Origin of the sequence: Actinomadura sp. NPDC048021 (assembly GCF_040653135.1) — a bacterium.
GTDB lineage: Bacteria > Actinomycetota > Actinomycetes > Streptosporangiales > Streptosporangiaceae > Spirillospora > Spirillospora verrucosospora.
In genome coordinates this window covers 88978-111813 of the sequence record NZ_JBEZJQ010000013.1, presented here as the reverse complement: position 1 = coordinate 111813, position 22836 = coordinate 88978, and the positions used below count along the sequence as shown (strand labels likewise).

The 22836-nt window shown below is 74.3% G+C and carries 21 protein-coding genes and 1 pseudogene; 12 read left to right on the top strand and 10 right to left on the bottom strand.

Features of this window, described 5'->3' with window-relative positions; genetic code table 11:
* Positions 1 to 118: 118 nt before the first annotated feature.
* On the top strand, positions 119 to 667 hold the full coding sequence (locus AB0C87_RS22535) for a MarR family transcriptional regulator (protein ID WP_345174607.1): 549 nt from the start codon (positions 119 to 121) through the stop codon (positions 665 to 667).
* On the opposite strand, the gene AB0C87_RS22530 is transcribed toward AB0C87_RS22535, so the two are convergent.
* From AB0C87_RS22530 to AB0C87_RS22510, 5 genes are all read right to left on the bottom strand, one after another.
* Positions 651 to 950, bottom strand: a complete 300-nt coding sequence (locus AB0C87_RS22530; protein ID WP_089312530.1) for a metal-sensitive transcriptional regulator — start codon at positions 948 to 950, stop codon at positions 651 to 653. The genes AB0C87_RS22535 and AB0C87_RS22530 overlap by 17 nt on opposite strands.
* An 86-nt stretch (positions 951 to 1036) precedes the next feature.
* Positions 1037 to 1627 (bottom strand): histidine phosphatase family protein, encoded by a 591-nt coding sequence (locus tag AB0C87_RS22525; RefSeq protein ID WP_345174610.1) that lies wholly within the window; start codon positions 1625 to 1627, stop codon positions 1037 to 1039.
* Between the two features lie 69 nt (positions 1628 to 1696).
* The gene (gene ald / locus AB0C87_RS22520) at positions 1697 to 2812 is read right to left on the bottom strand and encodes an alanine dehydrogenase (protein ID WP_345174612.1); all 1116 of its coding nucleotides are present in this window, start codon (positions 2810 to 2812) and stop codon (positions 1697 to 1699) included.
* Between the two features lie 154 nt (positions 2813 to 2966).
* Positions 2967 to 4130, bottom strand: a complete 1164-nt coding sequence (locus AB0C87_RS22515) for a glycerate kinase (RefSeq protein ID WP_360579311.1) — start codon at positions 4128 to 4130, stop codon at positions 2967 to 2969.
* Between the two features lie 177 nt (positions 4131 to 4307).
* Complete coding sequence (locus AB0C87_RS22510; RefSeq protein WP_345174617.1) at positions 4308 to 5753, bottom strand: NCS2 family permease; 1446 nt, start codon at positions 5751 to 5753, stop codon at positions 4308 to 4310.
* Between the two features lie 184 nt (positions 5754 to 5937).
* Between AB0C87_RS22510 and AB0C87_RS22505 the strand changes: the two are divergent.
* The 8 genes and pseudogenes from AB0C87_RS22505 to AB0C87_RS22470 form a co-directional block, all read left to right on the top strand.
* Positions 5938 to 6255: pseudogene (locus AB0C87_RS22505) on the top strand (helix-turn-helix domain-containing protein); the annotation flags it as partial.
* 14 nt (positions 6256 to 6269) lie between these two features.
* Positions 6270 to 7568 (top strand): tetratricopeptide repeat protein, encoded by a 1299-nt coding sequence (locus AB0C87_RS22500; protein WP_353832796.1) that lies wholly within the window; start codon positions 6270 to 6272, stop codon positions 7566 to 7568.
* 68 nt (positions 7569 to 7636) lie between these two features.
* Positions 7637 to 8773 (top strand): DUF5685 family protein, encoded by a 1137-nt coding sequence (locus AB0C87_RS22495; RefSeq protein ID WP_360579309.1) that lies wholly within the window; start codon positions 7637 to 7639, stop codon positions 8771 to 8773.
* 110 nt (positions 8774 to 8883) lie between these two features.
* Positions 8884 to 9531, top strand: coding sequence for a copper resistance protein CopC (locus tag AB0C87_RS22490; RefSeq protein WP_353832798.1), 648 nt, complete (start codon positions 8884 to 8886; stop codon positions 9529 to 9531).
* Positions 9524 to 11596: a cytochrome c oxidase assembly protein gene (locus AB0C87_RS22485; RefSeq protein ID WP_360579307.1), complete on the top strand. Its 2073-nt coding sequence runs from the start codon at positions 9524 to 9526 to the stop codon at positions 11594 to 11596. The genes AB0C87_RS22490 and AB0C87_RS22485 overlap by 8 nt, the downstream gene beginning before the upstream one ends.
* 58 nt (positions 11597 to 11654) lie before the next feature.
* The gene (locus AB0C87_RS22480; RefSeq protein WP_353832800.1) at positions 11655 to 12887 is read left to right on the top strand and encodes a histidine kinase; all 1233 of its coding nucleotides are present in this window, start codon (positions 11655 to 11657) and stop codon (positions 12885 to 12887) included.
* Positions 12884 to 13534: a response regulator transcription factor gene (locus AB0C87_RS22475; RefSeq protein WP_360579306.1), complete on the top strand. Its 651-nt coding sequence runs from the start codon at positions 12884 to 12886 to the stop codon at positions 13532 to 13534. The genes AB0C87_RS22480 and AB0C87_RS22475 overlap by 4 nt, the downstream gene beginning before the upstream one ends.
* Before the next feature lie 72 nt (positions 13535 to 13606).
* Positions 13607 to 14728, top strand: coding sequence for a hypothetical protein (locus AB0C87_RS22470; protein ID WP_345174635.1), 1122 nt, complete (start codon positions 13607 to 13609; stop codon positions 14726 to 14728).
* Here AB0C87_RS22470 and AB0C87_RS22465 read toward each other — a convergent pair.
* Positions 14722 to 16449, bottom strand: coding sequence for a hypothetical protein (locus tag AB0C87_RS22465; RefSeq protein WP_353832802.1), 1728 nt, complete (start codon positions 16447 to 16449; stop codon positions 14722 to 14724). The genes AB0C87_RS22470 and AB0C87_RS22465 overlap by 7 nt on opposite strands.
* Positions 16450 to 16550: 101 nt before the next feature.
* Here AB0C87_RS22465 and AB0C87_RS22460 point away from each other — a divergent pair, with 101 nt between their 5' ends.
* The 3 genes from AB0C87_RS22460 to AB0C87_RS22450 are packed head-to-tail and all read left to right on the top strand — an operon-like array spanning position 16551 to position 19227.
* The gene (locus AB0C87_RS22460) at positions 16551 to 17225 is read left to right on the top strand and encodes a response regulator transcription factor (RefSeq protein ID WP_345174640.1); all 675 of its coding nucleotides are present in this window, start codon (positions 16551 to 16553) and stop codon (positions 17223 to 17225) included.
* A complete protein-coding gene (locus tag AB0C87_RS22455) occupies positions 17222 to 18706 on the top strand; it encodes a HAMP domain-containing sensor histidine kinase (RefSeq protein ID WP_345174643.1) in 1485 nt (494 codons plus the stop codon). The genes AB0C87_RS22460 and AB0C87_RS22455 overlap by 4 nt, the downstream gene beginning before the upstream one ends.
* A complete protein-coding gene (locus AB0C87_RS22450; protein ID WP_345174645.1) occupies positions 18703 to 19227 on the top strand; it encodes a hypothetical protein in 525 nt (174 codons plus the stop codon). The genes AB0C87_RS22455 and AB0C87_RS22450 overlap by 4 nt, the downstream gene beginning before the upstream one ends.
* On the opposite strand, the gene AB0C87_RS22445 is transcribed toward AB0C87_RS22450, so the two are convergent.
* The 4 genes from AB0C87_RS22445 to map all read right to left on the bottom strand — a co-directional run bounded on the left by AB0C87_RS22445 (position 19228) and on the right by map (position 22813).
* Positions 19228 to 19944 (bottom strand): metal-dependent hydrolase, encoded by a 717-nt coding sequence (locus AB0C87_RS22445; protein ID WP_345174646.1) that lies wholly within the window; start codon positions 19942 to 19944, stop codon positions 19228 to 19230.
* 197 nt (positions 19945 to 20141) lie between these two features.
* The gene (locus AB0C87_RS22440) at positions 20142 to 21194 is read right to left on the bottom strand and encodes a DNA polymerase ligase N-terminal domain-containing protein (RefSeq protein ID WP_345174648.1); all 1053 of its coding nucleotides are present in this window, start codon (positions 21192 to 21194) and stop codon (positions 20142 to 20144) included.
* Between the two features lie 19 nt (positions 21195 to 21213).
* Positions 21214 to 21903: a helix-hairpin-helix domain-containing protein gene (locus tag AB0C87_RS22435; RefSeq protein WP_345174651.1), complete on the bottom strand. Its 690-nt coding sequence runs from the start codon at positions 21901 to 21903 to the stop codon at positions 21214 to 21216.
* Between the two features lie 58 nt (positions 21904 to 21961).
* Entirely contained in the window at positions 21962 to 22813 is an 852-nt protein-coding gene (map, locus tag AB0C87_RS22430; RefSeq protein ID WP_353832805.1) for a type I methionyl aminopeptidase, read from the bottom strand.
* Between the last annotated feature and the right edge of the window lie 23 nt (positions 22814 to 22836).

The window sequence follows — 22836 nt, the reverse complement described above, 5'->3', positions numbered from 1 at the left end:
TCGCGTCGAGTCCCACCGCGGCTCCGACAGTTGCCCCGTGCCCCCGCCGGTCAAGGCGCGAAACGCCTTGAAGTTCAATATTTTGCAGTGCATCACGAAATGTGTTGAACTTCAAGGTATGTCCGAGGAAGGGTTCGGTGCCGACGCGTCGGTCGACGCCGACCTGGAGACGATGATCCAGCTCCTGGGCCGGCTCGTCCGCGGTCTGAAGGGCGGCCGCGAGGACGCCGAGGAGCTCATCGGCGAGGTGCGGGCGGCGGGGCTCGGCCCCCGGCACGTCCCGGCGCTGATGCAGCTGGTGCTGCACGGCCCGGTCCCCGTCGGCGTGCTCGCCGGGCACATGGCGCTGAGCCCGGCCACGGTCAGCCAGCTGGTCGGGGAACTGGAGCGGGGCGGCTTCGTCGAGCGGCGCCCGGACGAGCGGGACCGCCGGCGGATGATCATCAGCCTGAGCGAGCGGCACCGCGAGGCGACCGAGCGGTTCGCCTGGCGGCGGCTGCGGCCGCTGCGGGTCGCGCTGGAGACGCTCGCACCCGAGGAGCGGGCGCCGTTCCTGCACGGCTGGCGCGTGCTCGTCGAGACCATGGAGCGCGCGGAGCCGGAGGACCCGCGGGAGCGGGACCCCGAGGGCGGCCGCCCGGGCGGGCGCCTCAGCCGCGGCGCATGAGCCGCCCGACGGCCGCCATCAGCTCGGTCGACATCGCCTCGCCCTTGCCCTCCTCGGCGCCCTCGGCCACGCAGTGCCGGACGTGCCCGTCCAGCAGGCCGAGCGCCACCTTGTCCAGCGCCGCCTGGACGGCGCTGATCTGGGTGAGGATGTCGATGCAGTAGCGGTCCTCCTCGACCATCCGGTCGATGCCGCGCACCTGGCCCTCGATGCGGGCGAGCCGCGTCTGCAACTGGTCCTTCGTGGCGGTGTACCCGCGGGTGGGGGTCTCGCTGGTCGCCATCTCCGTCCTCGCAATCCGTCGGGGGCGCTCGCCCTGGGTACCCCTGGGGGACATCCCCCAACAGGTACCTTATGCGGTGGGAGGCCTCAGGGTGCGGGCACGTTCCACGCGCTGACGACCGGCCGGTCGTGCTCGGAGCCGAGGGCCGACACGGTGCCGGTGTCGAGCGCGAACAGCCGCCCCCGCGCGGGCTCCAGGCCCAGCCACCGTGCCGTCAGCACCCGCAGGACGTGGCCGTGCGCGACCAGCGCGACGTCGCCCCCGGCCAGCAGCGGCCGCGCCCGCGCGAGGACCGCGTCCGCCCGCGCGCCGACCTGCTCGACGGTCTCGCCCGGGTGATCGGCGTCGCCCGGGACCACGCCGTCGTCCCACAGGAACCAGCCCGGCCGCTCCTCGCGGATCGCCCGGGTGCTGACGCCCTCGTAGCCGCCGTAGTCCCACTCCCACAGGTCGGGGTCGATCTCGTCCGTCCGCATCCCGGCGAGCTCGGCGGTCCGCCGCGCCCGCTCCGCCGGGCTGACCAGCGTCCGCGCGAAGGTCCGCCCCGCCAGCGCGCCGCGCAGCGCGCGGGCCTGCTCCTCGCCCCGGGGGGTCAGCGGCAGGTCCGTCCGCCCCGTGTGCCGCCGCGCCCGGCTCCACTCGGTCTCGCCGTGCCGCACCAAGATCAGTTCACCCATGCCCGCCTGTCTACCCGGCGGGCCGCCTTCGAAGAACCCCCCGGAACGGTGAGAGGACGGGGGAGGGCGTCAGTCGAGGATCGAGGTGAGAGGGGTGCAGGGCAGGCCGTGGGCCTCGGCGACGTGGTCGTAGACCAGCGTGCCGGCGTGGACGTTGAGGCCGCGGGCGAGGGCGGCGTCGGCGCGCAGGGCCTGCCGCCAGCCCAGGTCGGCGATCTGGACGGCGTAGGGGAGCGTCACGCCGGTCAGGGCGTAGGTGGAGGTGTTGGGGACGGAACCGGGCATGTTGGCGACGCAGTAGAACGTCGAGCCGTGCACCCGGTAGGTGGGGTCGGCGTGCGTGGTGGGACGGGAGTCCTCGAAGCAGCCGCCCTGGTCGATGGCGATGTCCACCAGCACCGAGCCGCTCTTCATCCGGGCCACGAGCTCGTTGGAGATCAGCTTGGGCGCCCGCGCGCCCGGGATGAGCACGGCGCCGATGACGAGGTCGGCGGCGAGGGCCTGCTGCTCGACCGTGTACGCGCTGGACACCAGCGTCCGCAGGCGGCCCTGGTAGACGGCGTCGATCTCGCGCAGCCGGTCCACGTCGACGTCCAGGACGGTGACGTCCGCGCCCATGCCGACGGCGATCTGCGCGGCGTTGAGGCCGGACACGCCGCCGCCGATGACGACGACCTTGGCGGGCGCCACGCCGGGCACGCCGCCGGGCAGGACGCCGCGCCCCCCGTTGAACGACATCAGGTTGTAGGCGCCGACCTGCGGGGCGAGGCGTCCGGCGACCTCGGACATGGGGGCGAGCAGCGGCAGGGAGCGGTCCGGGAGCTGGACCGTCTCGTAGGCGATCGCGGTGACGCCGGCCGCCAGGAGCGCGTCGGTGCACTCGCGGGACGCGGCCAGGTGCAGGTAGGTGAACAGGATCTGGCCCTCGCGCATCCGGTGGTACTCGGGCGCGATCGGCTCCTTCACCTTGAGGATCAGCTCGCCCTCGGCCCAGACCTCGTCCGGGCCGTCGAGGATCTTGGCGCCCGCGGCGGCGAAGTCGTCGTCGGGGATCGCCGAGCCGGTCCCGGCGCCCCGCTCCACGAACACCTCGTGGCCGTGCCGGGTGAGCTCGTGCGCCCCCGCCGGGGTGATCGCCACCCGGTACTCGTGGTTCTTGACCTCTCGCGGTACACCGATCTTCACCGGGAGCTCCTCCGTCAACGCTGACCAGGATGTACGCCTCCAGCGTGCGGGGCGGCGGCGATGCCCGGCTATGTGCACCATGTCAAGGCATCGGGCCTTTCGACGACACTGTGTAAAGGAAGATGGGGGAGCGCGGCCGTTGGATCGGTCCGGGCTACGGGGCGCCCCGGGGGAGCCACTCGTCGGCGATCGCGACCGTCAGCTGCTCCAGGAGCGGGCCCACGCGGCGGACGCGGCGCTCGTCGTCCGGCTCGATGTCGGCCAGCGCGTAGGCCGCCTGGATCCGCGCCTTGCGCAGCTGCTCGCCGGTGAGGCCCCGGCGGCCCGCCACCGCGACGACGGGCGCGCCCGCGCGGGCGGCGGCGCGGGCGACGTGGACGGGGGCGCTGCCGCGCAGCGACCGGGTGTCCAGGACGCCCTCCCCGGTGACGACCAGGCGCGCGCCGCGCGCCTTCTCCGCGAAGCCCAGCAGGTCGAGCATCAGGGCCGGGCCGGGCTCGATCGTCGCGCCGAGGAAGGTGAGCGCGGCGAACCCGACGCCGCCCGCCGTCCCGGCGCCGGGCAGGTCGCGGGCCGCCTTGCGGGCCGCCGCTTCGGCCAGGTCGGCCCACCGGCGCAGGCCCGCGTCCAGCAGCCGCACCTCGTCGCGGTTCGCGCCGCGGCGCGGCCCGTCCACCGCGGCGGCGCCGGTGCGGCCGAGCAGCGGCCCGGCGGAGTCGCCCGCCACCACCACCTCGATGCCCGACATGTCGGGTAGGCCGCGCAGGTCGAGGGCGTGCAGCGAGCGCAGCGCCGCTCCGCCGGGCGGCAGGTCCTTGCCGAGCGCGTCCAGCAGCCGCCCCCCGAGCCCCTGGACGAGGCCCGCGCCGCCGTCGGTGCACGCGCCGCCGCCGAGGCCGAGGACGATCCGCCGCGCGCCGAGCCGGACGGCGTGCGCGAGCAGCTGCCCCGTGCCGAGGCTGGAGGCGGTGAGCGGGCGCGGGCGGCCGCCGGGCAGCCGCCGCAGCCCGGACGCCTCCGCCAGCTCGACCACCGCGCTGGCGCCGTTCAGCGCCAGCCGCGCCGTCACCGGCCGGCCGGTCGGCCCGCACACCTCGACCTCGACGCGCCGCCATCCGGCCGCCACCGCGGCCTCGACGGTGCCGTCGCCGCCGTCGGCCACGGGCAGCTCCACCAGCGCGACGCCGGGACGCGCGCGGCGGAGCCCGGCGGCGAGATGCCGCGCCGCCCGCGCCGCGGTCAGCGCTCCCGGGAACCTGTCAGGCGCCAGCAGGACGTGACCTGGCGGGGACGGGTGGGAGGGAGAGTCCGCGGACACCACAGCCACGCCTTTCACGCCGGGGGGTAAGGCCCTACCTTCTGCTTACGCCATGCCGGCACTATTTGACACCTGCAACCGCCTCCGAGACCTACAAACGGGCGAGTTCCGTCGCGGAGTGGTCACCCTGCGTCCGTGTTTCCCCGGAGTCCCCGGCGCGCGGGCGGTCGCGCGGGATCAGCCGACGCCGAGCCACTCCTCGATGGGATGGATGGCGAAGAAGACCACGAACAGGGCGGCGACGATCCAGAGGGCGGGGGAGATCTCGCGCAGCTTCCCGCGCGTGGCCTTGATGACCACGTAGGCGACGATGCCCATCCCGAGGCCGGTGGTGATCGAGAAGGTGAAGGGCATCAGCACGATGGTGAGGAACGCCGGGATCGTGATCTCCAGGTCGTTCCAGTCGACCTTGGCGACCTGCGTCATCATCAGCGCGCCGACCACGACCAGGGCGGGCGCCGCGGCCTGCGCGGGGACGGTCGCCGCCAGCGGGGTGAGGAACAGCGTCACCGCGAACAGCGCGCCCGTGGCGATGTTGGCCAGGCCGGTCCGGGCGCCTTCGCCGACGCCCGCCGCCGACTCGACGAACACCGTGTTCGCCGACGAGCTGGTGAGCCCGCCGAACGCGGCGGACAGCCCGTCCACCGACAGGATCCGGCCGAGCCGCGGCACCTCGCCCTTCTCGCTCACCAGGCCCGCCTCGTCGCTGATGCCGAGGATCGTCCCCATCGCGTCGAAGAACCCCGACAGCACCAGCGTGAACAGCACGACCAGCGCGGTGATCACTCCCGCCCGGGCGAACCCGCCGAACAGGGAGATCTGCCCGAACAGACCGAAGTCGGGGGCGGCGAACAGCTTCTCGGGCATGTTCGGGGTGACCACGCCCCAGCCGCCCTTCCTGACGGAGGCGTTCTCCTGGATGACCACGGCCCCGACCGTCCCGGCGACGATGCTGATCAGGATCGCGCCCGGCACCCGCCGCACGTACAGGATGATCATCAGCACCAGGGTCCCCGCGAAGACCAGCGCCGGCCACGTCTCCAGCCGGCCGCCGGTGCCGAGGGACAGCGGCGGGCTCGTGGCGCTGGAGGTGACGAACCCGGCGTCGTAGAGGCCGACCAGCGCGATGAACGCGCCGATCCCGACCGCGATCGCGTGCTTGAGCGCCAGCGGGATCGAGTTCATGATCCGCTCGCGCACCCCGGTGAGCGCCAGCAGCACGATGACCACGCCCTCGATCACCACGAGGCCCATCGCCTGCGGCCAGGTCATCACCGGCGCCGCCTGGAAGGCCACGACCGCGTTGATGCCGAGGCCCGCGGCGAGCGCCAGCGGCGCGTTCCCGACCAGGCCCATGATCACGGTGGTGACGGCGGCGGACAGCGCCGTCATCGTGGTCAGCTGCGGGATCGACAGGGTCGCGTCGTTGACGTCCTTCGCCCCGCCGAGGATGAGCGGGTTCAGCAGGATGATGTAGGCCATCGCGAAGAACGTGGTCACGCCGCCGCGCAGCTCGCGCGGGACGGTGGTGCCGCGCGCGGTGAGTTCGAACAGCCGCTCCAGCGGCCCGCGCCCGCTCGCCGGTGGTGAATCGTCGGCCGCTTCGGCCTGGGTCTTGGACATGACGGGCGCTCCGCTTTCAGCAGCATGGTGTTCGGAAACGGCGTGCACAGGGTAGCCGTCCGAGGCCCGGGTGAGGCCAGGGGGCCGCGTGAAGAGAGGGCGGCGGGACGTGATTCGCGGCCTTCGCAGCGTGACGGGGGTGATGTGCCGCCTATAGCCTGCCCTGGTGCGAATGCGAGACTCCGCCGGGGCGACCGCCCTGGACTCCTACGCGTGGCTGCTGGCGTCCGTCCCGGAGCGGACGCGCTCGTCCTTCCGCGCGCGGATGCTCGGCCCCCTGGAGGAGTACGACAGCACCAGGCAGGCCGATCTCGTGCACACGCTGGAGGTCTTCCTGTCCTGCTCGGGCTCCTGGAGCCGCACCGCGACGCGGCTGCACGTCCATGTGAACACGCTTCGGTACCGAATCCGGCGAATCGAGGACCTCACCGGCCGGGACCTCGGCAGACTTGAAGACCGAGTCGACTTCTTCCTCGCCCTGCGCGCGGCGAGCACCTTGTAGGCGGTGGTCAAACGATGGATCGGGAGACACTGGGGCAGCGCATTCGCGCCCTGCGGATCCGGCAGGGCGTGAGCCAGGCGCAGCTCGCCTTCCCCGAGCTGTCCGACAGTTACATCTCGCTGATCGAGAGCGACAAGCGGGTCCCGGCGCCGAGCGTCGTCGACCTGCTGGCGGCGAAGCTGAACTGCTCGGCGACCTATCTCGTCAGCGGCGTCAGCGAAGACGTCGTGGACGAGCTGCGCGTCACCCTCGACTACGCCGAGATCGCGCTCAGCAACGGCGCGGCGGCCGAGGCGCGGACCCGGTTCGCCGAGGTGCTCGCGAGCGCCGACGCGGTCGCCCTCCCCGAGATGCTGCACCAGGCCCGCTGGGGCCACGCGCTCGCGCTGGAGGCCGCGGGCGAGCTGGAGGAGGCGATCGCCGAGCTGACGGCGCTGACCGGGCAGGCGTCCGCCGAGGCCGACCTCGACCACTGGGCCAAGGTGCACGTCGCGCTGAGCCGCTGCCTGCGCGAGCGCGGCGACATCAGCGCGGGCGTGGAGGCCGCCGAGACCGCGCTGCGGCACCTCGTCGCCACCGGCGCCGACTCCACCGACGCCGCCGTGGACCTCGGCGCGGCGCTGCTGTCGGCGTTCATCGAGCGCGGCGACCTCGTCCGGGCCCGCCAGCTCGCCGCCCAGCTCGTCGAGCGCGCCGAGCGGATCGGCAGCCCCCGCGCCCGCATGGTCGCCTACTGGGAGGCCGCCTACGTCGCGGAGATCCGCGGCGAGTACGACGAGGGCGTCGCGCTCGCCGAGCGGGCCCTGATGCTGGCCGGCGACGGCGAGGACCCCCGCAACCTCAACCGGCTCCGCGTCATCTACGCGGGGCTGCTGCTGCGGGCCAAGCCCGACCAGGCCGACCGCGCGCGCGAGCTGCTCGCCCGGGTGCGCGGCGAGATCAGCGCCAGCTCCTCCGGCGAGATCGACGTGGCCTGGTGCCTGACCGAGCTTGCCCGCGCGGAGACCGCGCTCGGCCGTCCCGCCGAGGCGGTGGCGCTTGCCGAGGAGGCCCTGGACCTGCTCGGGGACGCCCCGCGCCGCGCCACCGCCGGGGCGCTGACCGTGCTCGGCGAGGCCTCGGTGCGGCTCGGCCGGCACGACCGCGCGGTCGAGGTGCTGACCCGGGCCGCGACCTGCCTGGAGGAGATGGAGTCCTCCCGGGAGGCCGCGCAGGCGTGGTTCGACCTCGCCGAGGTGCTGGCCGGGACGGGGACCTCCGACGGGCCCCGGATGGCCGCCTACCGCCGCGCCCTGACCTGCGTGGGGGTCTGATCGGACCGATCCGGCCGAACCGTTTCGCGTGCCGCCGCGTCCATGAATAATGCTGCGGTCGGCGTGAGATGGGGGAGTTGGTCGTGTTCGGTGTTGTCAGACCTTGCCGTCATGTTCTGTGCGGGTCGCTGTTCAAGGACTGGATGGCCCACCTTTGCGGGCTGTGCCTGACGCTGCGGGCCGAGCACGGCCAGGCCTCCCGGCTCGTCACCAACTACGACGGGCTGCTCGTGTCGGTGCTGGTGGAGGCGCAGGCTCCGGAGCTGTCGCCGCGCCGTAAGGCCGGACCGTGCGCCCTGCGCGGGATGAAGACGGCCGAGGTCGTCACGGCGCGGGCGCAGGGCGCGCAGCTCGCCGCGGCCGCGTCCCTGCTGCTCGCCGCCGGCAAGACGCGCGACCACGTGGCCGACGGCGACGGGCCCTACGCGCGCCGGCTCGTCGCGGCCGCGGCCGGGCGGATGGCCGACCGGTGGGACGCCGCGGGCGGCCGCACGGGCGCCGCCGTCGGGTTCGACCCCGCGGTGCTGCGCGACGCCGTCGCCCGGCAGCCGCTCCTGGAGGCGGCCCCCGGCCTCGGGCTGCTGGACCTGACCGAGCCGACCGAGACGGCCGTCGCCGCGGTGTTCGCGCACACGGCCGTCCTCGCGGGCCGGGAGGGCAACGCCGAGACGCTCGCCGAGGCGGGCCGCTTCTTCGGGCGCCTCGCCCACCTCATCGACGCCGTCGAGGACCTCGCCGAGGACGAGGAGGCCGGCGCGTACAACCCGCTCCTGGCGACCGGCACCCCCCTCGACGAGGCCCGCCGGCACGCCGACGGCGCGCTGCACGGGCTGCGGCTCGCGCTCGCCGAGCTGGAGCTGGAGAGGCCGCGCCTCGTCCGGGCCCTGCTGGACCGCGAGGCGGGCCGCTCGGTCGAGCGCGCCTTCGCCGCTCCGGCGGAGCTGTCCAGGCGGGGGCCGCGGCCGCCGCGCCCCGGCTGGCCGGTCCCGTGCTTCACCGGAACGCTGGTCTGCGCCACCTGCGGGATCTTCCAGCCCGAGTGGAGCGACCACCACGGCGACTCGTGCGACGACCGCTGCTGGTGCACCCGGCACCTCGACGGCTGCGACGGCGGCGGCTGCGACGGGAGCTGCTGCGACTGCTGCAACTGCTGTGACTGCTGCGACTCGTGCGACTGCTGCGACTGCGACTGCGGGTGCAACTGACCGGCGCCGTTCCTCCCGGGCCGCGCCGTCGCGCGACCCGGGACGTGCCATGGCGGAGGGCTCAGTAGGGTAGACGGAGCCCTTCGACTCACTAGAGAACCCGGCCCTCCATGAACATGCTCAAGTCCCGCCGGCCCCTGCGCCGCCTCGGCCTGATCGCCGCCGCCGCGCTCGCCTTCGGCGCCTTCACCGCGCCCCCCGCGATGGCGCACACGAAGCTGGTCGGCAGCACGCCCGAGAAGGGCAGGTCCGCGGACGCGGTCACTGAGGTCACGCTGGTCTTCAGTGACGAGATCAGCCTGGCGAAGGTCGTCGTCAGCGACGGGAACAAGAAGGAGTTCCAGGCGGGCGCCGCCGAGCGCGCCGGGACCAAGGTCACGCAGAAGCTGTCCGGTCCGCTGCCCGCCGGCTCCTACACGGTCGCCTACCGGGTCGTCGGCGAGGACGGGCACCCGATCGAGGGGAACGACCTGACGTTCAGCGTGACCGGGGACGGCGCCGCGGGCGCCCCGCCGGCCGCCTCGTCCGCGCCCACCGCGGGCGGGGTCGGCGCCGAGGAGCAGACGGGCCCGGCCGCCAACTCCGACGAGCGGCCGCTCAAGGCCGACCAGGAGAACGAGGCGGCCGAGGAGGACTCCGGCTCGGGGATGCTCCTGTGGGTGCTGATCATCGGAGGCCTGCTCGTCGGCGTCGGCATCGGCGTGGGCATCGTGTTCCGCGCCAAGCGCAAGCACCAGGCGGCCACCGGCGGTGAGTAAGGGGAGCCTGGCCGTCTGGCGGGCGGGGGCGGCCGCCCTGGCCGCGTGCGCCGTCCTGCTGGTGGCCGGGCTCGTCCTCGGCGGCTCGGTCACCGAGAAGGTCATCCCCGGCCTCGGCGACGCGGGCGCCCTCACCCGGTGGGGGCTTCCGGTCTCCCGGGCGGCGATGGACCTGCTGTCCGCGCTGACCGTCGGCGCGCTGCTGGCCGCGGCCGCGTTCCTGCCCGTCGAGGGCGGGCGGGCCGCGCCCCGGCTGTCGGGGGACGCCCTCGGCTACCTCAACGCCGCCTCCTGGATCGCCGCCGCCTGGGCCGCCGCCGCCGCGGCCACGCTGGTGTTCACCGTCGCGGACGTGCTCGGCCAGCCGGTCGGCGACGTCCTCACCGGCAGCGAGCTGAGCAGTTACGTCGGCTCGCTGCCGCAGGGCACCGCCCTCATGGTCGTGGTGCTGCTGGCCGTCGTGGTGGCGCTTCTGGCCCGCACCACCACCACGCCCGCCGCCGCGTTCGGGCTGCTCGCCCTGGCCGGGATCGCCCTGCTGCCCGCGCCGCTCACCGGGCACTCGGCCTCGGCCGCCAACCACTCCACCGCGACGACCGGCGTCGCCCTGCACGTCGCCGCCGTCGCCCCGTGGGTCGGCGGGCTCGCCGTCGTCGCCGCCCACGCGCTGCTGCGCCGCGACCGGCTCCCGCTCGTCGCGGAGCGGTTCAGCCGCATGGCCCTGTGGTGCTACGTCGTCGTCGGAGCCAGCGGCCTGGTGAACGTGATCGCCCGGCTGCCGGATCCGCGGGAGATGGTCGAGACCGACTACGGACGGCTCGCGCTCGGCAAGATCATCGCGTTCTGCGTGCTCGGCTGGTTCGGCTGGTGGCACCGGACGCGGACGCTGCCCGCGGTGGCGGACGGCAGGCCGGGGGCGTTCGCCCGGTTCGCGTCCGTCGAGGCCGCGGTGATGGGCGCCACCATGGGGCTGGCCGTCGCGCTGGCCCGGACCGCGCCGCCCGCCCCGGCCGAGCCGGAGTCCGCGGTCAAGTCGCTGCTCGGCTACGACATGCCCCCGCACGTGACCCCCGTCCGGCTGCTGACGCTGGGGCAGTTCGACCTGTTCTTCGCCGCCCTCGTCGTCGTCCTCGGCGGCCTCTACCTCGCCGCGGTCGTCCGGCTGCGGCGGCGCGGCGACTCCTGGCCCTGGGGGCGCACCGCGTCCTGGCTGATCGGGCTCCTGACGATCGCGGCCGTCACCCAGACCGGCGTCGCCAGGTACGCGCCGATCCTGTTCAGCGTGCACATGGCGCAGCACATGGTGCTGAACATGCTGACGCCGATCTTCCTGGTCGTCGGCGCGCCGGTGACGCTGGCGCTGCGGGCGCTCAGGCCCGCCCGCGTGCGCGGCGACCGCGGCCCGCGCGAGTGGCTCACCGCCGTGCTGCACAGCCGGTACCTCGCGGTGATCGCCCATCCCGCGGTCGCGACGCTCGTCTTCGTGGTGAGCACGTTCGTCCTGTACTTCACGCCGCTGTTCGAGGCCGCGATGCGCAACCATCTCGGCCACATCGCGATGACGGTCCACTTCCTGGCCAGCGGCTCCCTGTTCTTCTGGGTGCTGCTCGGCGTCGACCCGGCGCCGCGGAAGCTGCCGTATCCGGCCCGCCTGCTGCTGCTGTTCGTCACGATGCCGTTCCACGCGTTCTTCGGCATCGCCCTGATGAACATGAGCCAGGCGCTCGCCCGCGGCTGGTACACCTCCGTCGACCCGCCGTGGGGCACCACGATCCTGCACGACCAGCACACCGGCGGCGCCATCGCGTGGGGCTTCGGCGAGGTGCCGACGTTCATCGTCCTGATCGTGCTGGCCTTCCAGTGGTACGTCCACGACCAGCGGCAGGCGCGGCGCATGGACCGCAAGGCCGACCGGGCCGCGAAGGCCGGGGGGCGCCCCGAGGACGACGAGCTCGCCGCCTACAACGCGCGCCTGGCCAAGCTCGCCGAGCGCGACCGCGCCTCCGGCGGGACCGCCGGGGAGGGCGCCGCCGGAGAGGCCGCCGGAGAGAAGGACAACGCGTGAGCGCGGCCTCCCCCGCGCGGGGGAGTGGCCGGGCCGCCGGTTCTGTCAGGATCAGGGCGTGCTCCGTGTGCTCCGCCCGCTGATCGAGCGGACGACCTGGCGGCGCTGGTCCCACCTCGTCGTGGGCGGCGCGCTGCTGATGCCGTACTGGTTCCTGGCGATCAGCATGACCCCGCTGGTGCCGATGGGCAACAGCCTGGTCAAGGGCGTGCTGATGCTGGTCGTCATGCCGGCGGCCGCGACGTTCGTCACCGGGCTCGTGCCGACGGTGCGGCTGCTGGAGAGCTCCCTGGCCAAGGAGCTGCTCGGGGGGCCCGCCGCCGGGCTCGTGCCCGGTTCCGCGGGCTCCTGGGAGAGCCGCGGCCGCACCGCCGCGTGGTTCACGCTGCACCTCGGCACGGGCGTCGTGGTCAGCGGGCTGAGCCTGGTCCTCCCCCCGGCCGCCGTCGTGATGCTCATCGCGCCGGCGGTGAGCTGGGACACCCGGTTCCTGCAGTCCTGGGGCTGGCAGGACGCCTGGCACCAGTGGCCCGCGCCGCTGATCGGGCTGGGGTCGCTGGTCCTGCTGCTCGCGCTGATCGTGGGGGCGGGCGCGCTGCTGGCCCGGCTGGCGCCGGTGTTCCTCGGGCCGTCCGCCGCCGAGCGGATGGAGGGGATGCGGGCCGAGGCCGTCAGGCTCGCCGAGCGCAACCGGCTGGCGAGGGAGCTGCACGACTCGGTGGGGCACGCGCTCAGCGTGGTGACCCTGCAGGCGGGGGCGGCCGGGCGGGTGCTGGACAGCGACCCGGAGTTCGCCCGCGAGGCGCTCGCCGCGATCGAGGACTCGGCCCGTGCCGCGCTGGAGGACCTCGACCACGTGCTCGGGCTGCTGCGCGACGACCGGTCCCGTCCCGCCCCGCAGGCCACGCTGAAGGACCTCGGACGGCTGCTGGAGCAGACGCGGATCGCCGGGGTGGCGCTGGACGCCGAGGTGGACCCGGAGGTGGAGCACGTCCCGGCGGCGGTGTCGCGGGAGGCGTACCGGATCGTTCAGGAGGGCCTGACGAACGCCCTGCGGCACGCGGGGAAGGTGCCCGTGCGGCTGCGGCTCGGCACCGACGGGGAACGGCTGGAGGTCGAGATGACCAATCCGCTCGGCGCGACCCGCGGCGAGGGCGCGGGGCACGGCGGCGGCCGCGGCCTCGGCGGGGTCCGCGAGCGCGTCACCGTGCTGCGCGGCGACATGAGCGCCGGGGCCGACGGCGATCGGTGGCGGTTCCGCGTCTCGCTGCCGCTAAGGTCCGGATCATGACGATCAAGGTGCTGCTGGTCGACGACGAGCGGCTGATCCGGGCCGGGCTCGCCGCCATCATCGACGCGGAGGACGATCTGGCCGTCGTCGGCGAGGCGTCCGACGGGACCGAGGTGCCGGGCGAGGTGCGGCGGCTGCGCCCCGACGTCGTGCTGATGGACGTGCGGATGCCGCGGCTCGACGGCATTCAGGCGACCCGCCACATCATCGCCACCGTGCCGGAGCCGCCGCGGATCATCGTCGTCACCACGTTCGAGAACGACGAGTACGTCTACGACGCGCTGAAGGCGGGCGCCAACGGCTTCCTGCTCAAGCGGACGCGGCCGGAGGAGATCCTGCAGGCGATCCGGATGGTCGCGCACGGCGAGAGCCTGCTGTTCCCGGCGGCGATCCGGGAGCTGGCCGGGCGGCACGGGCCGTCCGGCGGCGGGGGCGCGGCCTGGCACGGCCGGCTCACCGAGCGGGAGGGGGACGTGCTGCGGCTGATGGCCAAGGGCCACTCGAACGCGGAGATCGCCCGTGAGCTCTTCGTGAGCCCGCAGACGGTGAAGACGCACGTCGGGAATATCCTCGCCAAGATGCAGGCCCGCGACCGGACCCAGGCAGTGATCTTCGCCTACGAGACGGCCTTCATCACGCCGGGCTGACGTCCCGGCCCGCAAATCGGACAGGCCTTACACCTCATTTACCGACAGGTCGCTACAAAAGAGACAGAAAGGATGAAGAGCGACGATCGGGGGATCATGGACGCCGTCACCCTGTCCGGGCTGCGCAAGCCGAGGCCGTATCCCGCGGTGTCGGTGCTGATGCCGACGCACCGCTCCGCCCGGGACGGCCGGCAGGACCGCATCCGCCTGCGGAACCTGCTGGGCGAGGTGCGCCGCCGCCTCCACGACGACCCCCGGGTGGAGTCCGACGCCGCCGACGACGTCGTCCGGGGCCTGGAGCGCGCCGCGGGCGAGGTCGACCCGCGGCACGGCTCCGACGCGCTGGTCCTGTTCGCCGCCCCGCACGGCGAGCACCACGCGTTCGCCATCGGCCAGCCCGTGGACGAGCGGGTGGTCGTCGACACCGGGTTCGCCACCCGCGACCTCGTGGCCGACTTCACCCGCACGCCGCGCTACTGGCTGCTGTCGCTGTCGGACCACCGGACGCGGCTGTGGAGCGGACTCGGCGCGGAGCTGACCGAGTACGCCCGCGGCGGCTTCCCCGTGGAGCCCGAGCCGATCGACGAGGCGAGCGCCGGACGGCAGGCGCGGCGGGCCGCGCAGGGCGGCGAGGGCGAGCGCCGCCGCCAGACCATGCGGGACGTGGCGGCCGACCTCGAACGCGTCCTCGCGCGGGACCGGCGCCCGCTGATCGTCGCCGGCGTCACCCGGCACCAGGCGGTCTTCGACGAGGTGGCGGGACCGCACGTCACCGTGGCGGGACGCGTCGACGGCAGCTTCGAGGGCGCCTCGCCGAGCGCGCTCGCCGAGGCCGCCCGGCCCGCGCTCGCCGCCTACGAGGACCTCCGCGAGGTCGGCGTGCTGTCGGAGCTGGAGGCGGCGCGCAGCATCCAGCGGTACGCGGGCGGGCTGTGCGAGGTGACGGAGCTGGTGGAGGAGGGCCGCGGCGAGCACCTGGTCGTCGAGCGCGGCTACTACGCGCCCGCGGTGCGGACCAAGGGCGAGCTGATCCCGGTGGAGGGCATGCCCGGCGTGCTCAAGGGCGCGGACGTGGTCGACGACGTCGTCGACCACGTCATCGAGACGGTGCTGGAGTACGGCGGCGAGGTCACCTTCGTCTCGGACGGCTTCCTCATCGACCACGACCGGATCGCGCTGGTGACGCGCTACTGACCCGGGCCCGCGCAGGACGGGTCGTGCCAGGCCGCCCACGACACCGACCAGAACCGTCCCGCGTGCGGCCGCCAGCCCGCCGGATGGGCGGGCCAGGACGCCTCGGGCGGCGTCCCGTCCGGGAGGGGCACCACGACCGTGCACACGCCCGGCGCGGGCGGCCGTCCGGCGCGGGTGTCGAACGTGCCGATGCGCGTCCACCACACGGGGTACATCAGCGCGGTCCTGACCGCCCAGTGGAGCGACGCGTCCGTGACGACCCCGCCTGAGGCCGGGCCGGGGAGCGGGGACTCGGCGGGGACGCGCCGGGTGTGCGGCCCCATCGCGAACGTCAGCGCCGCGAGGTTCACCCCGGCGATCGCGACGGCCGCCACGGCCGCCGTCTTCGGCCTGGTCAGCACGAGCAGGCCGCCGAGCAGGGCGAGGGCGGCGAATGTCGCCTCGTGCAGGTGCAGCGCGCCACGGTCGGCGGTCAGGAACGTGACCTCGGGGAAGTCGAAGCCGATGAAGACGTGGGTGCGGAGCCGCTCGCCCGCGTAGGCGGTGACCCACAGCGCGGCTCCCTCCAGCAGGAGGGCGCTCGCCGCCGCCACCCGGATCGCCGGGCCCGCGCTGAGGCGCCCGAGCGCCGCGGCCCCGGCGAGGGCGTAGACCAGCGCCACGCACGCCAGGTAGCGGCCGTAGGCGAAGTTGCCCACGCGGTGCTCGTCCGGCAGCGCGGCCGAGGACGCGTAGGCGATGCCGCAGGTGGCGGCGAGCAGCACGCCCGCCATGATCCTGTCCGCGGCTGGAGTCCGCCGCCGGGCGAGGACCGCGGCGACGGCCACCAGCCCGGCCCCCGCCAGGCCCCAGGTGGAGACGATCAGGTACCAGAGCTGCCCCGCCGCGCCCGACAGCGCCCACTCCTGCCCCGGCACCGTGGTCAGCCGGGACGTCAGGATCCCGGCGAGGTCCCGCGTGCCGCGCGGATACAACTCGGCGCGGACGTGCGCGTTCAGCGCCGCGCCCGCCGCGTACCCGGCGAGCGCGGCCGCGCCCCCGGCCAGCGCGGCGCGGGCCTTCCGGCGCCCGGGCAGAGCCATGACCACCAGGGCGGCGGCGTGGACGGCGAGCAGGATCGTTCCCCGGGTGTGCACGGCCGCCGTGAAGGACGCGACCAGGCTCGCGAGGACGGCGTCCCCGGCCCGGCCGTTCCGGACGAACCGGTCCAGCGCCAGCAGCCAGGCCAGGACGAGCGCCGGCAGGACGGCGTCCGCGAGCGCGAAGGCGCCGAAGAACGTCGTCGCGGGCAGCAGCGCCGCCGCGAACGCCAGCGGCAGGGCGGACCGGCGGGCCAGCCCGAGGCGGCGGGCCGCCGCGTACCCGAGGGGGAACAGGGCCGCTCCCAGCACCGCGTTGATCGCGATCACGATCGTGTAGACCGTGGCGGGGGAGTGGGAGAACCAGAAGGCCGGGGTGAGCAGGAGCGGGTATCCGCCCTGGTAGAAGGTGTTCCCGGACAGGTCCCCGCCCGGCCCGCCGGCCAGCAGGCGGGCGGCGAGCAGGTAGCCGGTCTCGTCCGGGTTCGCGGCCGGGCCCGTCCGCGACCAGGCGAACCACAGCCGGACCGCCGCCTGCGCGAGCACGCCCGCCGCGAGCAGCCAGGGCAGGGCGCGCGGCCGGCGGGGGCCCGGCGGGGCGGGCGGCGCTTGACGGCGGGGCGGGAGCAGCACGAGCGACATGCGCTCCACGGTTCCGCCGGACCGTCATGGTCTTGTGCCGAAGATGTCCGGATCTTGTGACACATCCCGTTCGGTGATCGCGCACGGCCGATAATGACCGGGTGGCGAGCATTCTGTTCATCGAGGATGATCCGTCCGCCCGGACGGCGCTGGAGCTGGCGCTGACCCGCCAGGGGCACGGGGTGACGTCCCGGGCCACCGGCGAGGACGGCCTGGAGGCGCTGCGGGCGCGCCGTCCCGAGATCGCGATCCTGGACGTGATGCTGCCCGGCATCGACGGCATCGAGGTGTGCCGCCGGATCCGCCGGGACGACCCGCTGCCGGTGATCCTGCTGACCGCGCGGGGCGACGACCTCGACGTCGTCCTCGGACTGGAGGCGGGCGCCGACGACTACGTGGTGAAACCCGTCGAGCCGCGGGTCCTGGACGCCCGGATCCGCGCGGTCCTGCGCCGCGCCGACCAGACCCGCCTGGACCGGTCCGTCTACGGCGACCTCGTCGTCGACCGGTCCTCCCTGAAGGTCACCAAGGGCGGCGCCGACCTGCGCCTCACCCCGACCGAGCTGCGGCTCCTGCTGGAGCTGACGCGCCGCCCGGGTCAGGCCCTCACTCGCCAGCACCTGCTGGCCGAGGTGTGGGAGCACACCTACCCCGGCGACTCGCGGCTCGTGGACGCCTGCGTCCAGCGGGTCCGCGCCAAGATCGAGGACGAGCCGGCCGAGCCGCGGCTGATCGAGACGGTCCGGGGCTTCGGCTACCGGTTCACCGCGCCGTGAGGAGCCTCCTCCGGTTCGTCGCGCCCGGGATGCGGCGCCTGCGGTTCACCGGGCTGCGGGTGCGGCTCGCGGCCGCGTTCACCGCGGTCGCGCTGCTGGCGTCCGTGCTCGCCTCCGGCATCTCCTACGTGCTGCTGCGGCGGGTGATGCTGCAGCGCGCCCAGGACGCGGTGATCAACGACGTCCGCACCACCCTCGCCCAGCACGTCCCGCCCGACCTGCCGCCCGACACCGAACCGCTGGTGTCCGCGGCGTTGGTGGACGCGCTGGGCTCGGCGCGGGGGCGCCGGGCGGTCGCGGTGCCGGTGCGGCCCGACAGGGCCGGGCTCCCGGCGCCGGACGCCCTGGACGTCCCGGTGACCGCCGAGTTCGCCCGGCGCGCGGCGCGGGGCGTCGTCTTCCAGCGCGTCGAGTGGCACGGCACGCCCTACCTGCTCGTGGGCGCCCGCGTCGCCGGAGTCCGGACGTCGCCGGAGGAGCCGTGGCGCACGACGCCGCCGATGGTGTTCGTCTCCGCGAGCCTGCGCCGGGAGGCCGCCGACCTGTGGCTGTTCACCCGCACCCTGCTGATCGCGGACGCCGCGGCCCTGGCGGCCGCGCTCGTCCTCGCGCTGCTGGCCACCGGGGGCGTGCTGCGTCCCGTGCGCCGCCTCGGCGCCGCCGCCCGCGCGCTCGGCGAGGGAAGGCTGGACACCCGCGTCCGGGTGCAGGGCCGCGACGAGCTGGCCGACCTCGCCTCCACCTTCAACCGCACCGCGGAGGCGCTGGAGCGGACGGTGACGGAGCTGCGCGCGATGGAGGCCGCGTCCCGCCGGTTCGTCGCCGACGTCTCCCACGAGCTGCGCACCCCGCTCACCTCGATGATCGCCATGACGGACGTGCTGGCCGAGGAGGCCGCCGAGGGCGGCGGGGGCGACGCGGCCACCCGGCTCGTCGCGGACGAGACCCGGCGGCTCGGCGCGCTCGTGGAGCACCTGATCGAGATCAGCCGGTTCGACGCGGGCGCCGCCGCCCTCGTCCTGGACGACGTGAACGTGGCCGACGCGGTCGGCGCGACCCTGAAGGCGCGCGGCTGGCAGGAGGAGGTGGCCGTGGAGGGCCCCGCCGACCTGTTCGTCCGGCTGGACCCGCGCCGGTTCGACGTCATCGTCGCCAACCTCGCCGGGAACGCCCTCAAGCACGGGCGCCCGCCCGTCTCGCTGCGCTTCGGCCGTCCGGAGCGGGAGGACGCGGGCGGAGTGCGGGTCGTGGTCGCCGACCGCGGACCCGGCCTTCCGCCCGACGTGGCCGCGGTGGTCTTCGACCGGTTCGTCAAGGCGGAGGCGGCCCGCTCGCGCAGCGAGGGCAGCGGCCTCGGCCTGTCGATCGCCAGGGAGAACGCCCTGCTCCACGGCGGCACGCTGGAGGCCGCCAACGGGCCGGAGGGCGGCGCGGTGTTCACCCTGTGGCTGCCCGACGCGGAAGGGGACGAGCGCCCATGAGGCGGGCGGACCGGACGCGTGCGCTCCTGGCGGCGGCGGCCTGCGCCGCCCTGACCGGCTGCGGGATCCAGCCGACCGGGATCATCAGCGCGGGGGACCAGCCGCTCGCTCAGGCGTACGCCGCCACGATCACCCTCTACCTCGTGCGGGACGGCAGGCTGGTGCAGGTGACGAGGCCCGGCCTGCCCGGCGAGCCGCACCTGGGCATCAAGCAGCTGAGCGTGCCGCCGACCGGGAACGAGCGGGCCATGGGGCTGCGCACCGACGTCCGCGAGGAACTCGAGGCGTACTCGGTCGAGGACGTCTCCAAGCCGGTGAGCCGTCCCACCCAGCTGGTCGTGCGGCCGGTCCGCCAGGCGGTCGCGGCGAAGACATGGTCGCGGACGGCCAAGGCCCAGATCGCGTGCACCGCGCAGGCCGTCCAGGGCATCCGGCGCGTCAGCCTGTGGAGCACGCTGAACCTGACCAAGAACCGATGGGAGGTCCTGACCTGCGACCAGTTCGCCGACATGATCGAATGATCAGCCGCGCGTCAGCCACTGGGCGGTGATGTCGCCGAGCACGGACCGGACGGTCAGGATGGCGATCCCGAGGATCAGGACCGGCATCACCACCCACCGCTCCACCTTGCCGTCCGTCCGGGGGATGACGGGGACGTCGATACGCCACGGCAGCGGCCAGAACACCGGGCAGCCCCGCGGTGTCAGGCAGTCGCCGGCGACGTGGGCCAGGCAGCCGAGCGTCACCGCGAACCCGACGAAGCTCATGTCGATGTTGTGCATGAGCCAGACCGCGATCAGGGCCAGCGCGCAGTCCGCCAGCGCCGACTGCGGCTCGGCGCCCTCGAAGTCCAGGCCGACGCCGCGCAGCCCGAGCCCCACGATCATGAACAGGCAGGCCCACCAGGCCCAGATGAAGTGGGTGGCGAGGGTGTCCATCGCCCAGCCGATGCCGACCGCGAACAGGATCGAGTGGGTCGCCTGCCGGTGCCCGCCCGACAGCTTCCCGATCCACTTGCACATGTGGTTCGTGATCGGCCCGAAGGTGTTGGCGATCCGGCCGTTGTGGTGGTCGATGTCGGGCAGGATCGCGGCGCCGGCGCACACCACGGCGCCCGCCATGATCTGCTCCGGCGACAGCGTCACCGCGTGCTCGCCGAGCAGCCGCTCCTGCCCGAGGATCGGGACGGCGCCCAGCCACGCCAGCGCGCCGCTCAGGGCATGCGTCTTGCCCATCATGTGCCGTTCCCCCGCCTTCCAGCGCGTATCGCCGCCCGTCTCAGGGCGGGACTCTAAACCGCTCCTGATCGTTTTCAGCGAAGACGCGCCGAACGGGGCGTCACGTCCTTTTGATGCCCGGAGGCGCCCGCCGGTTCCGCCCGGGGCGCGGGCTTTCTCCGCGCTTCCCGAAGCGGATCAGCGAGCCCGCGGGCGGGTCAGCGCCGCTTCCTCGGACGGGACGGGACGAGACGCCACGCGCCGGACTCCTCGCCCGGCTCGTAGGGGGAGTCCAGGCGCTTGGCGACGACGCCGGGCAGCCCCTGGTCGCGCGCCGCCTGCAGGACGGCGCCGCCGTCGCCGGGGAACCAGGGGGCCGTCTGCCACCGTGGGCCCGCCAGGCCGAGGTCGTCGAGCCGCTCCCGCCGCTCCCGGTAGGGGACGTCCAGCAGCGGGTGCCCGTCCAGATGCGGGACGTCGTAGATCATGTAGGTCTCGCGGCCGTCCAGGACGGCCAGTTCCCCGTCCAGGAGCGCGGGCCGGACGCCGAGCTGCGCCCCGAGCCGGGAGCCGAGCCCGCCGGGGCCGTCCACGGGGCGGCCGCGCCCGTCGGTGAACCGGGTCCGGCCGCCCTCGACGTAGGCGGCCAGCCGCTCGCCGCCCCACGCGAACTCGAACCCCCAGGCGTCCGCGTCGCGGGGCAGGCGGGCCCGCTCCTGCGGCCGCATCGGGCGCAGCGACTCCGGCAGGGGCTCGGCGTCCGGGTCCGCGGGCGGGTCCATCCGGTGGATCATCCAGTTCCTGCCGCGCGTCCTGAACAGCACGTAGCGGCCGGACACGCGCGAGCCGTGGATGACGACCTTCACCTCGCGCTCGGACCACTTCTCCGTCTCGTAGGTCCCGCGGTCCCAGATCGTCATCTTCCCCGCGCCGTACTCGCCGGGCGGGATCTCCCCCTCGAAGGCGGCGTACTCCAGCGGATGGTCCTCGGTGTGGACCGCCAGGTGGTTGGTCTCCGGGCTCCACGGCAGGCCCTTGGGCACCGCCCATGACACGAGCACGCCGTCGCGTTCGAGCCGCAGGTCCCAGTGCAGGCTGGTCGCGTGGTGCTCCTGGACGACGAACGTGTCGTCGTTCCCGCGCGGGAGCGCCTCGTCGCCGGGCACGGGCTCCGGCGTCCGTCCGGCATCGCGCCTGCCCCGGTACTCGGCGAGCCGGTCGCCCTCGCGGGCGGGGGGAGCGGCGTCCTTCTCGGGCTTCTTCGGCGTCACGCCCGCTGCATACCCGCGCTCAGCGGATGAAGACGGCGTACTCGGCCAGATCGCCGGTGAGGGAGGGCGGGAGCCCCGCCACCGCGGACAGCTCCTCGGCCGACACGAACCCGCCCGTCTCGGCCCGGACCCGCTCGATCGTCGCCGCCAGCTCCGGAGTGACGCCGGGCAGCAGCGTCAGCGTCTGCGCGGGCGCGTGGTTGACGTCGACGAGCCCGCCGTCGTTGTACTGGTGCGGCAGGTCGGGCCGCCCGATGCGCAGCTCCTTGGCGAGCCCCGGGTCGGACGCGGCCAGCTCCCGCGCCTTCTGCCGCAGCAGCCGCTGCCGCTTGACCCGCTCCACCACGGCCTCGTTGTCGACGCCCGAGAGCCCGTGCGGGTCGAACACCTTCCGCCGGATCAGGAAGGCGTGCCCGCAGCCCACCACCGCCAGGACGGACATCAGCATGCCGGCCGCCCGCACGGTGCCCTCGTCCTCGCCGGTGCCGGACAGCAGGGACAGCATCAACGCGAACACCCCGGCGTACACGACCGTCGACACCAGCAGGTGCACGCTCCGCCGCCACAGCAGCGCGGCGGCGAACGTGAACGGCGTCGCGAAGCCGAGGGTCAGGAACGGCAGCGCCGCCCACGTCACGCTCAGCGCGGCCTGCCCCGGCGGCATGCTGTCGGAGGGAACCCTCGGCTCGTACGGCGCTGGGGCGTTCATCTCTCGAGGGTCTCCCGGGCCGGATGCGGGCGAATCGGACTCTAGATCGAGGGAAGGGTCACGGCAGGGTGAGGATTTCGTGGCCGTCCTCGGTGACCAGCAGCGTGTGCTCGAACTGCGCGGTGCGCCTGCGGTCCCTGGTGACGACCGTCCAGCCGTCGTCCCACATGTCGTACTCGTGCGTGCCGAGGGTCAGCATCGGCTCGACGGTGAACGTCATGCCCGGCTCGATGATCGTCGTGGCGGCCGGGTCGTCGTAGTGCGGGACGACGAGGCCGGAGTGGAACGTCGTGCCGATCCCGTGCCCGGTGAAGTCGCGCACGACCCCGTACCCGAACCGCTTGGCGTAGGACTCGATGACCCGCCCGATCACGTTCAGCGCCCGGCCGGGCTTGACCGCGCGGATGCCGCGCATCGCCGCCTCGCGGGTGCGCTCCACCAGCAGGCGCGACTCCTCGTCCACGTCGCCGCACAGGAACGTCGCGTCGGTGTCGCCGTGCACGCCGCCGACGAAGGCGGTGATGTCGACGTTGATGATGTCGCCGTCGCGCAGGACCGTGTCGTCGGGGATGCCGTGGCAGATCACCTCGTTGATCGAGGTGCACAGCGACTTGGGGAACCCGCGGTAGCCGAGCGTGGAGGGGTAGGCGCCGTGGTCGAGCAGGAACTCGTGCCCGACGGCGTCCAGCTCGTCGGTGGTGATCCCGGGCCGGACGTGCCTGCCGACCTCCTCCAGCGCCTGCGCGGCGATCCTCCCGGCGACCCGCATCCGCTCGATGGTCTCGGGCGACTTGACGTCCGGCTCGCCCGTCCGCGGCCGCTTCTTCCCCACGTACTCAGGGCGCGGAATGTTCGAGGGAACCTTGCGCATGGGGGAGACGCGTCCGGGTCGGAGCAACTGGGTCGTCATAGTGATGGAGTGTAGTCAGCGCG

What these genes read in the sequence shown, in the direction of transcription:
- AB0C87_RS22530 (WP_089312530.1), bottom strand. Translation starts at nt 950, where the DNA reads ATGGCGACCAGCGAGACCCCCACCCGCGGGTACACCGCCACGAAGGAC.
- AB0C87_RS22450 (WP_345174645.1), top strand. Translation starts at nt 18,703, where the DNA reads ATGAGGCGGGCGGACCGGACGCGTGCGCTCCTGGCGGCGGCGGCCTGC.
- AB0C87_RS22435 (WP_345174651.1), bottom strand. Translation starts at nt 21,903, where the DNA reads ATGAACGCCCCAGCGCCGTACGAGCCGAGGGTTCCCTCCGACAGCATG.
- AB0C87_RS22465 (WP_353832802.1), bottom strand. Translation starts at nt 16,449, where the DNA reads ATGTCGCTCGTGCTGCTCCCGCCCCGCCGTCAAGCGCCGCCCGCCCCG.
- AB0C87_RS22445 (WP_345174646.1), bottom strand. Translation starts at nt 19,944, where the DNA reads ATGATGGGCAAGACGCATGCCCTGAGCGGCGCGCTGGCGTGGCTGGGC.
- AB0C87_RS22510 (WP_345174617.1), bottom strand. Translation starts at nt 5,753, where the DNA reads ATGTCCAAGACCCAGGCCGAAGCGGCCGACGATTCACCACCGGCGAGC.
- AB0C87_RS22490 (WP_353832798.1), top strand. Translation starts at nt 8,884, where the DNA reads ATGAACATGCTCAAGTCCCGCCGGCCCCTGCGCCGCCTCGGCCTGATC.
- AB0C87_RS22475 (WP_360579306.1), top strand. Translation starts at nt 12,884, where the DNA reads ATGACGATCAAGGTGCTGCTGGTCGACGACGAGCGGCTGATCCGGGCC.
- map (WP_353832805.1), bottom strand. Translation starts at nt 22,813, where the DNA reads ATGACGACCCAGTTGCTCCGACCCGGACGCGTCTCCCCCATGCGCAAG.
- AB0C87_RS22525 (WP_345174610.1), bottom strand. Translation starts at nt 1,627, where the DNA reads ATGGGTGAACTGATCTTGGTGCGGCACGGCGAGACCGAGTGGAGCCGG.
- AB0C87_RS22495 (WP_360579309.1), top strand. Translation starts at nt 7,637, where the DNA reads ATGGGGGAGTTGGTCGTGTTCGGTGTTGTCAGACCTTGCCGTCATGTT.
- AB0C87_RS22470 (WP_345174635.1), top strand. Translation starts at nt 13,607, where the DNA reads ATGAAGAGCGACGATCGGGGGATCATGGACGCCGTCACCCTGTCCGGG.
- AB0C87_RS22535 (WP_345174607.1), top strand. Translation starts at nt 119, where the DNA reads ATGTCCGAGGAAGGGTTCGGTGCCGACGCGTCGGTCGACGCCGACCTG.
- AB0C87_RS22500 (WP_353832796.1), top strand. Translation starts at nt 6,270, where the DNA reads ATGGATCGGGAGACACTGGGGCAGCGCATTCGCGCCCTGCGGATCCGG.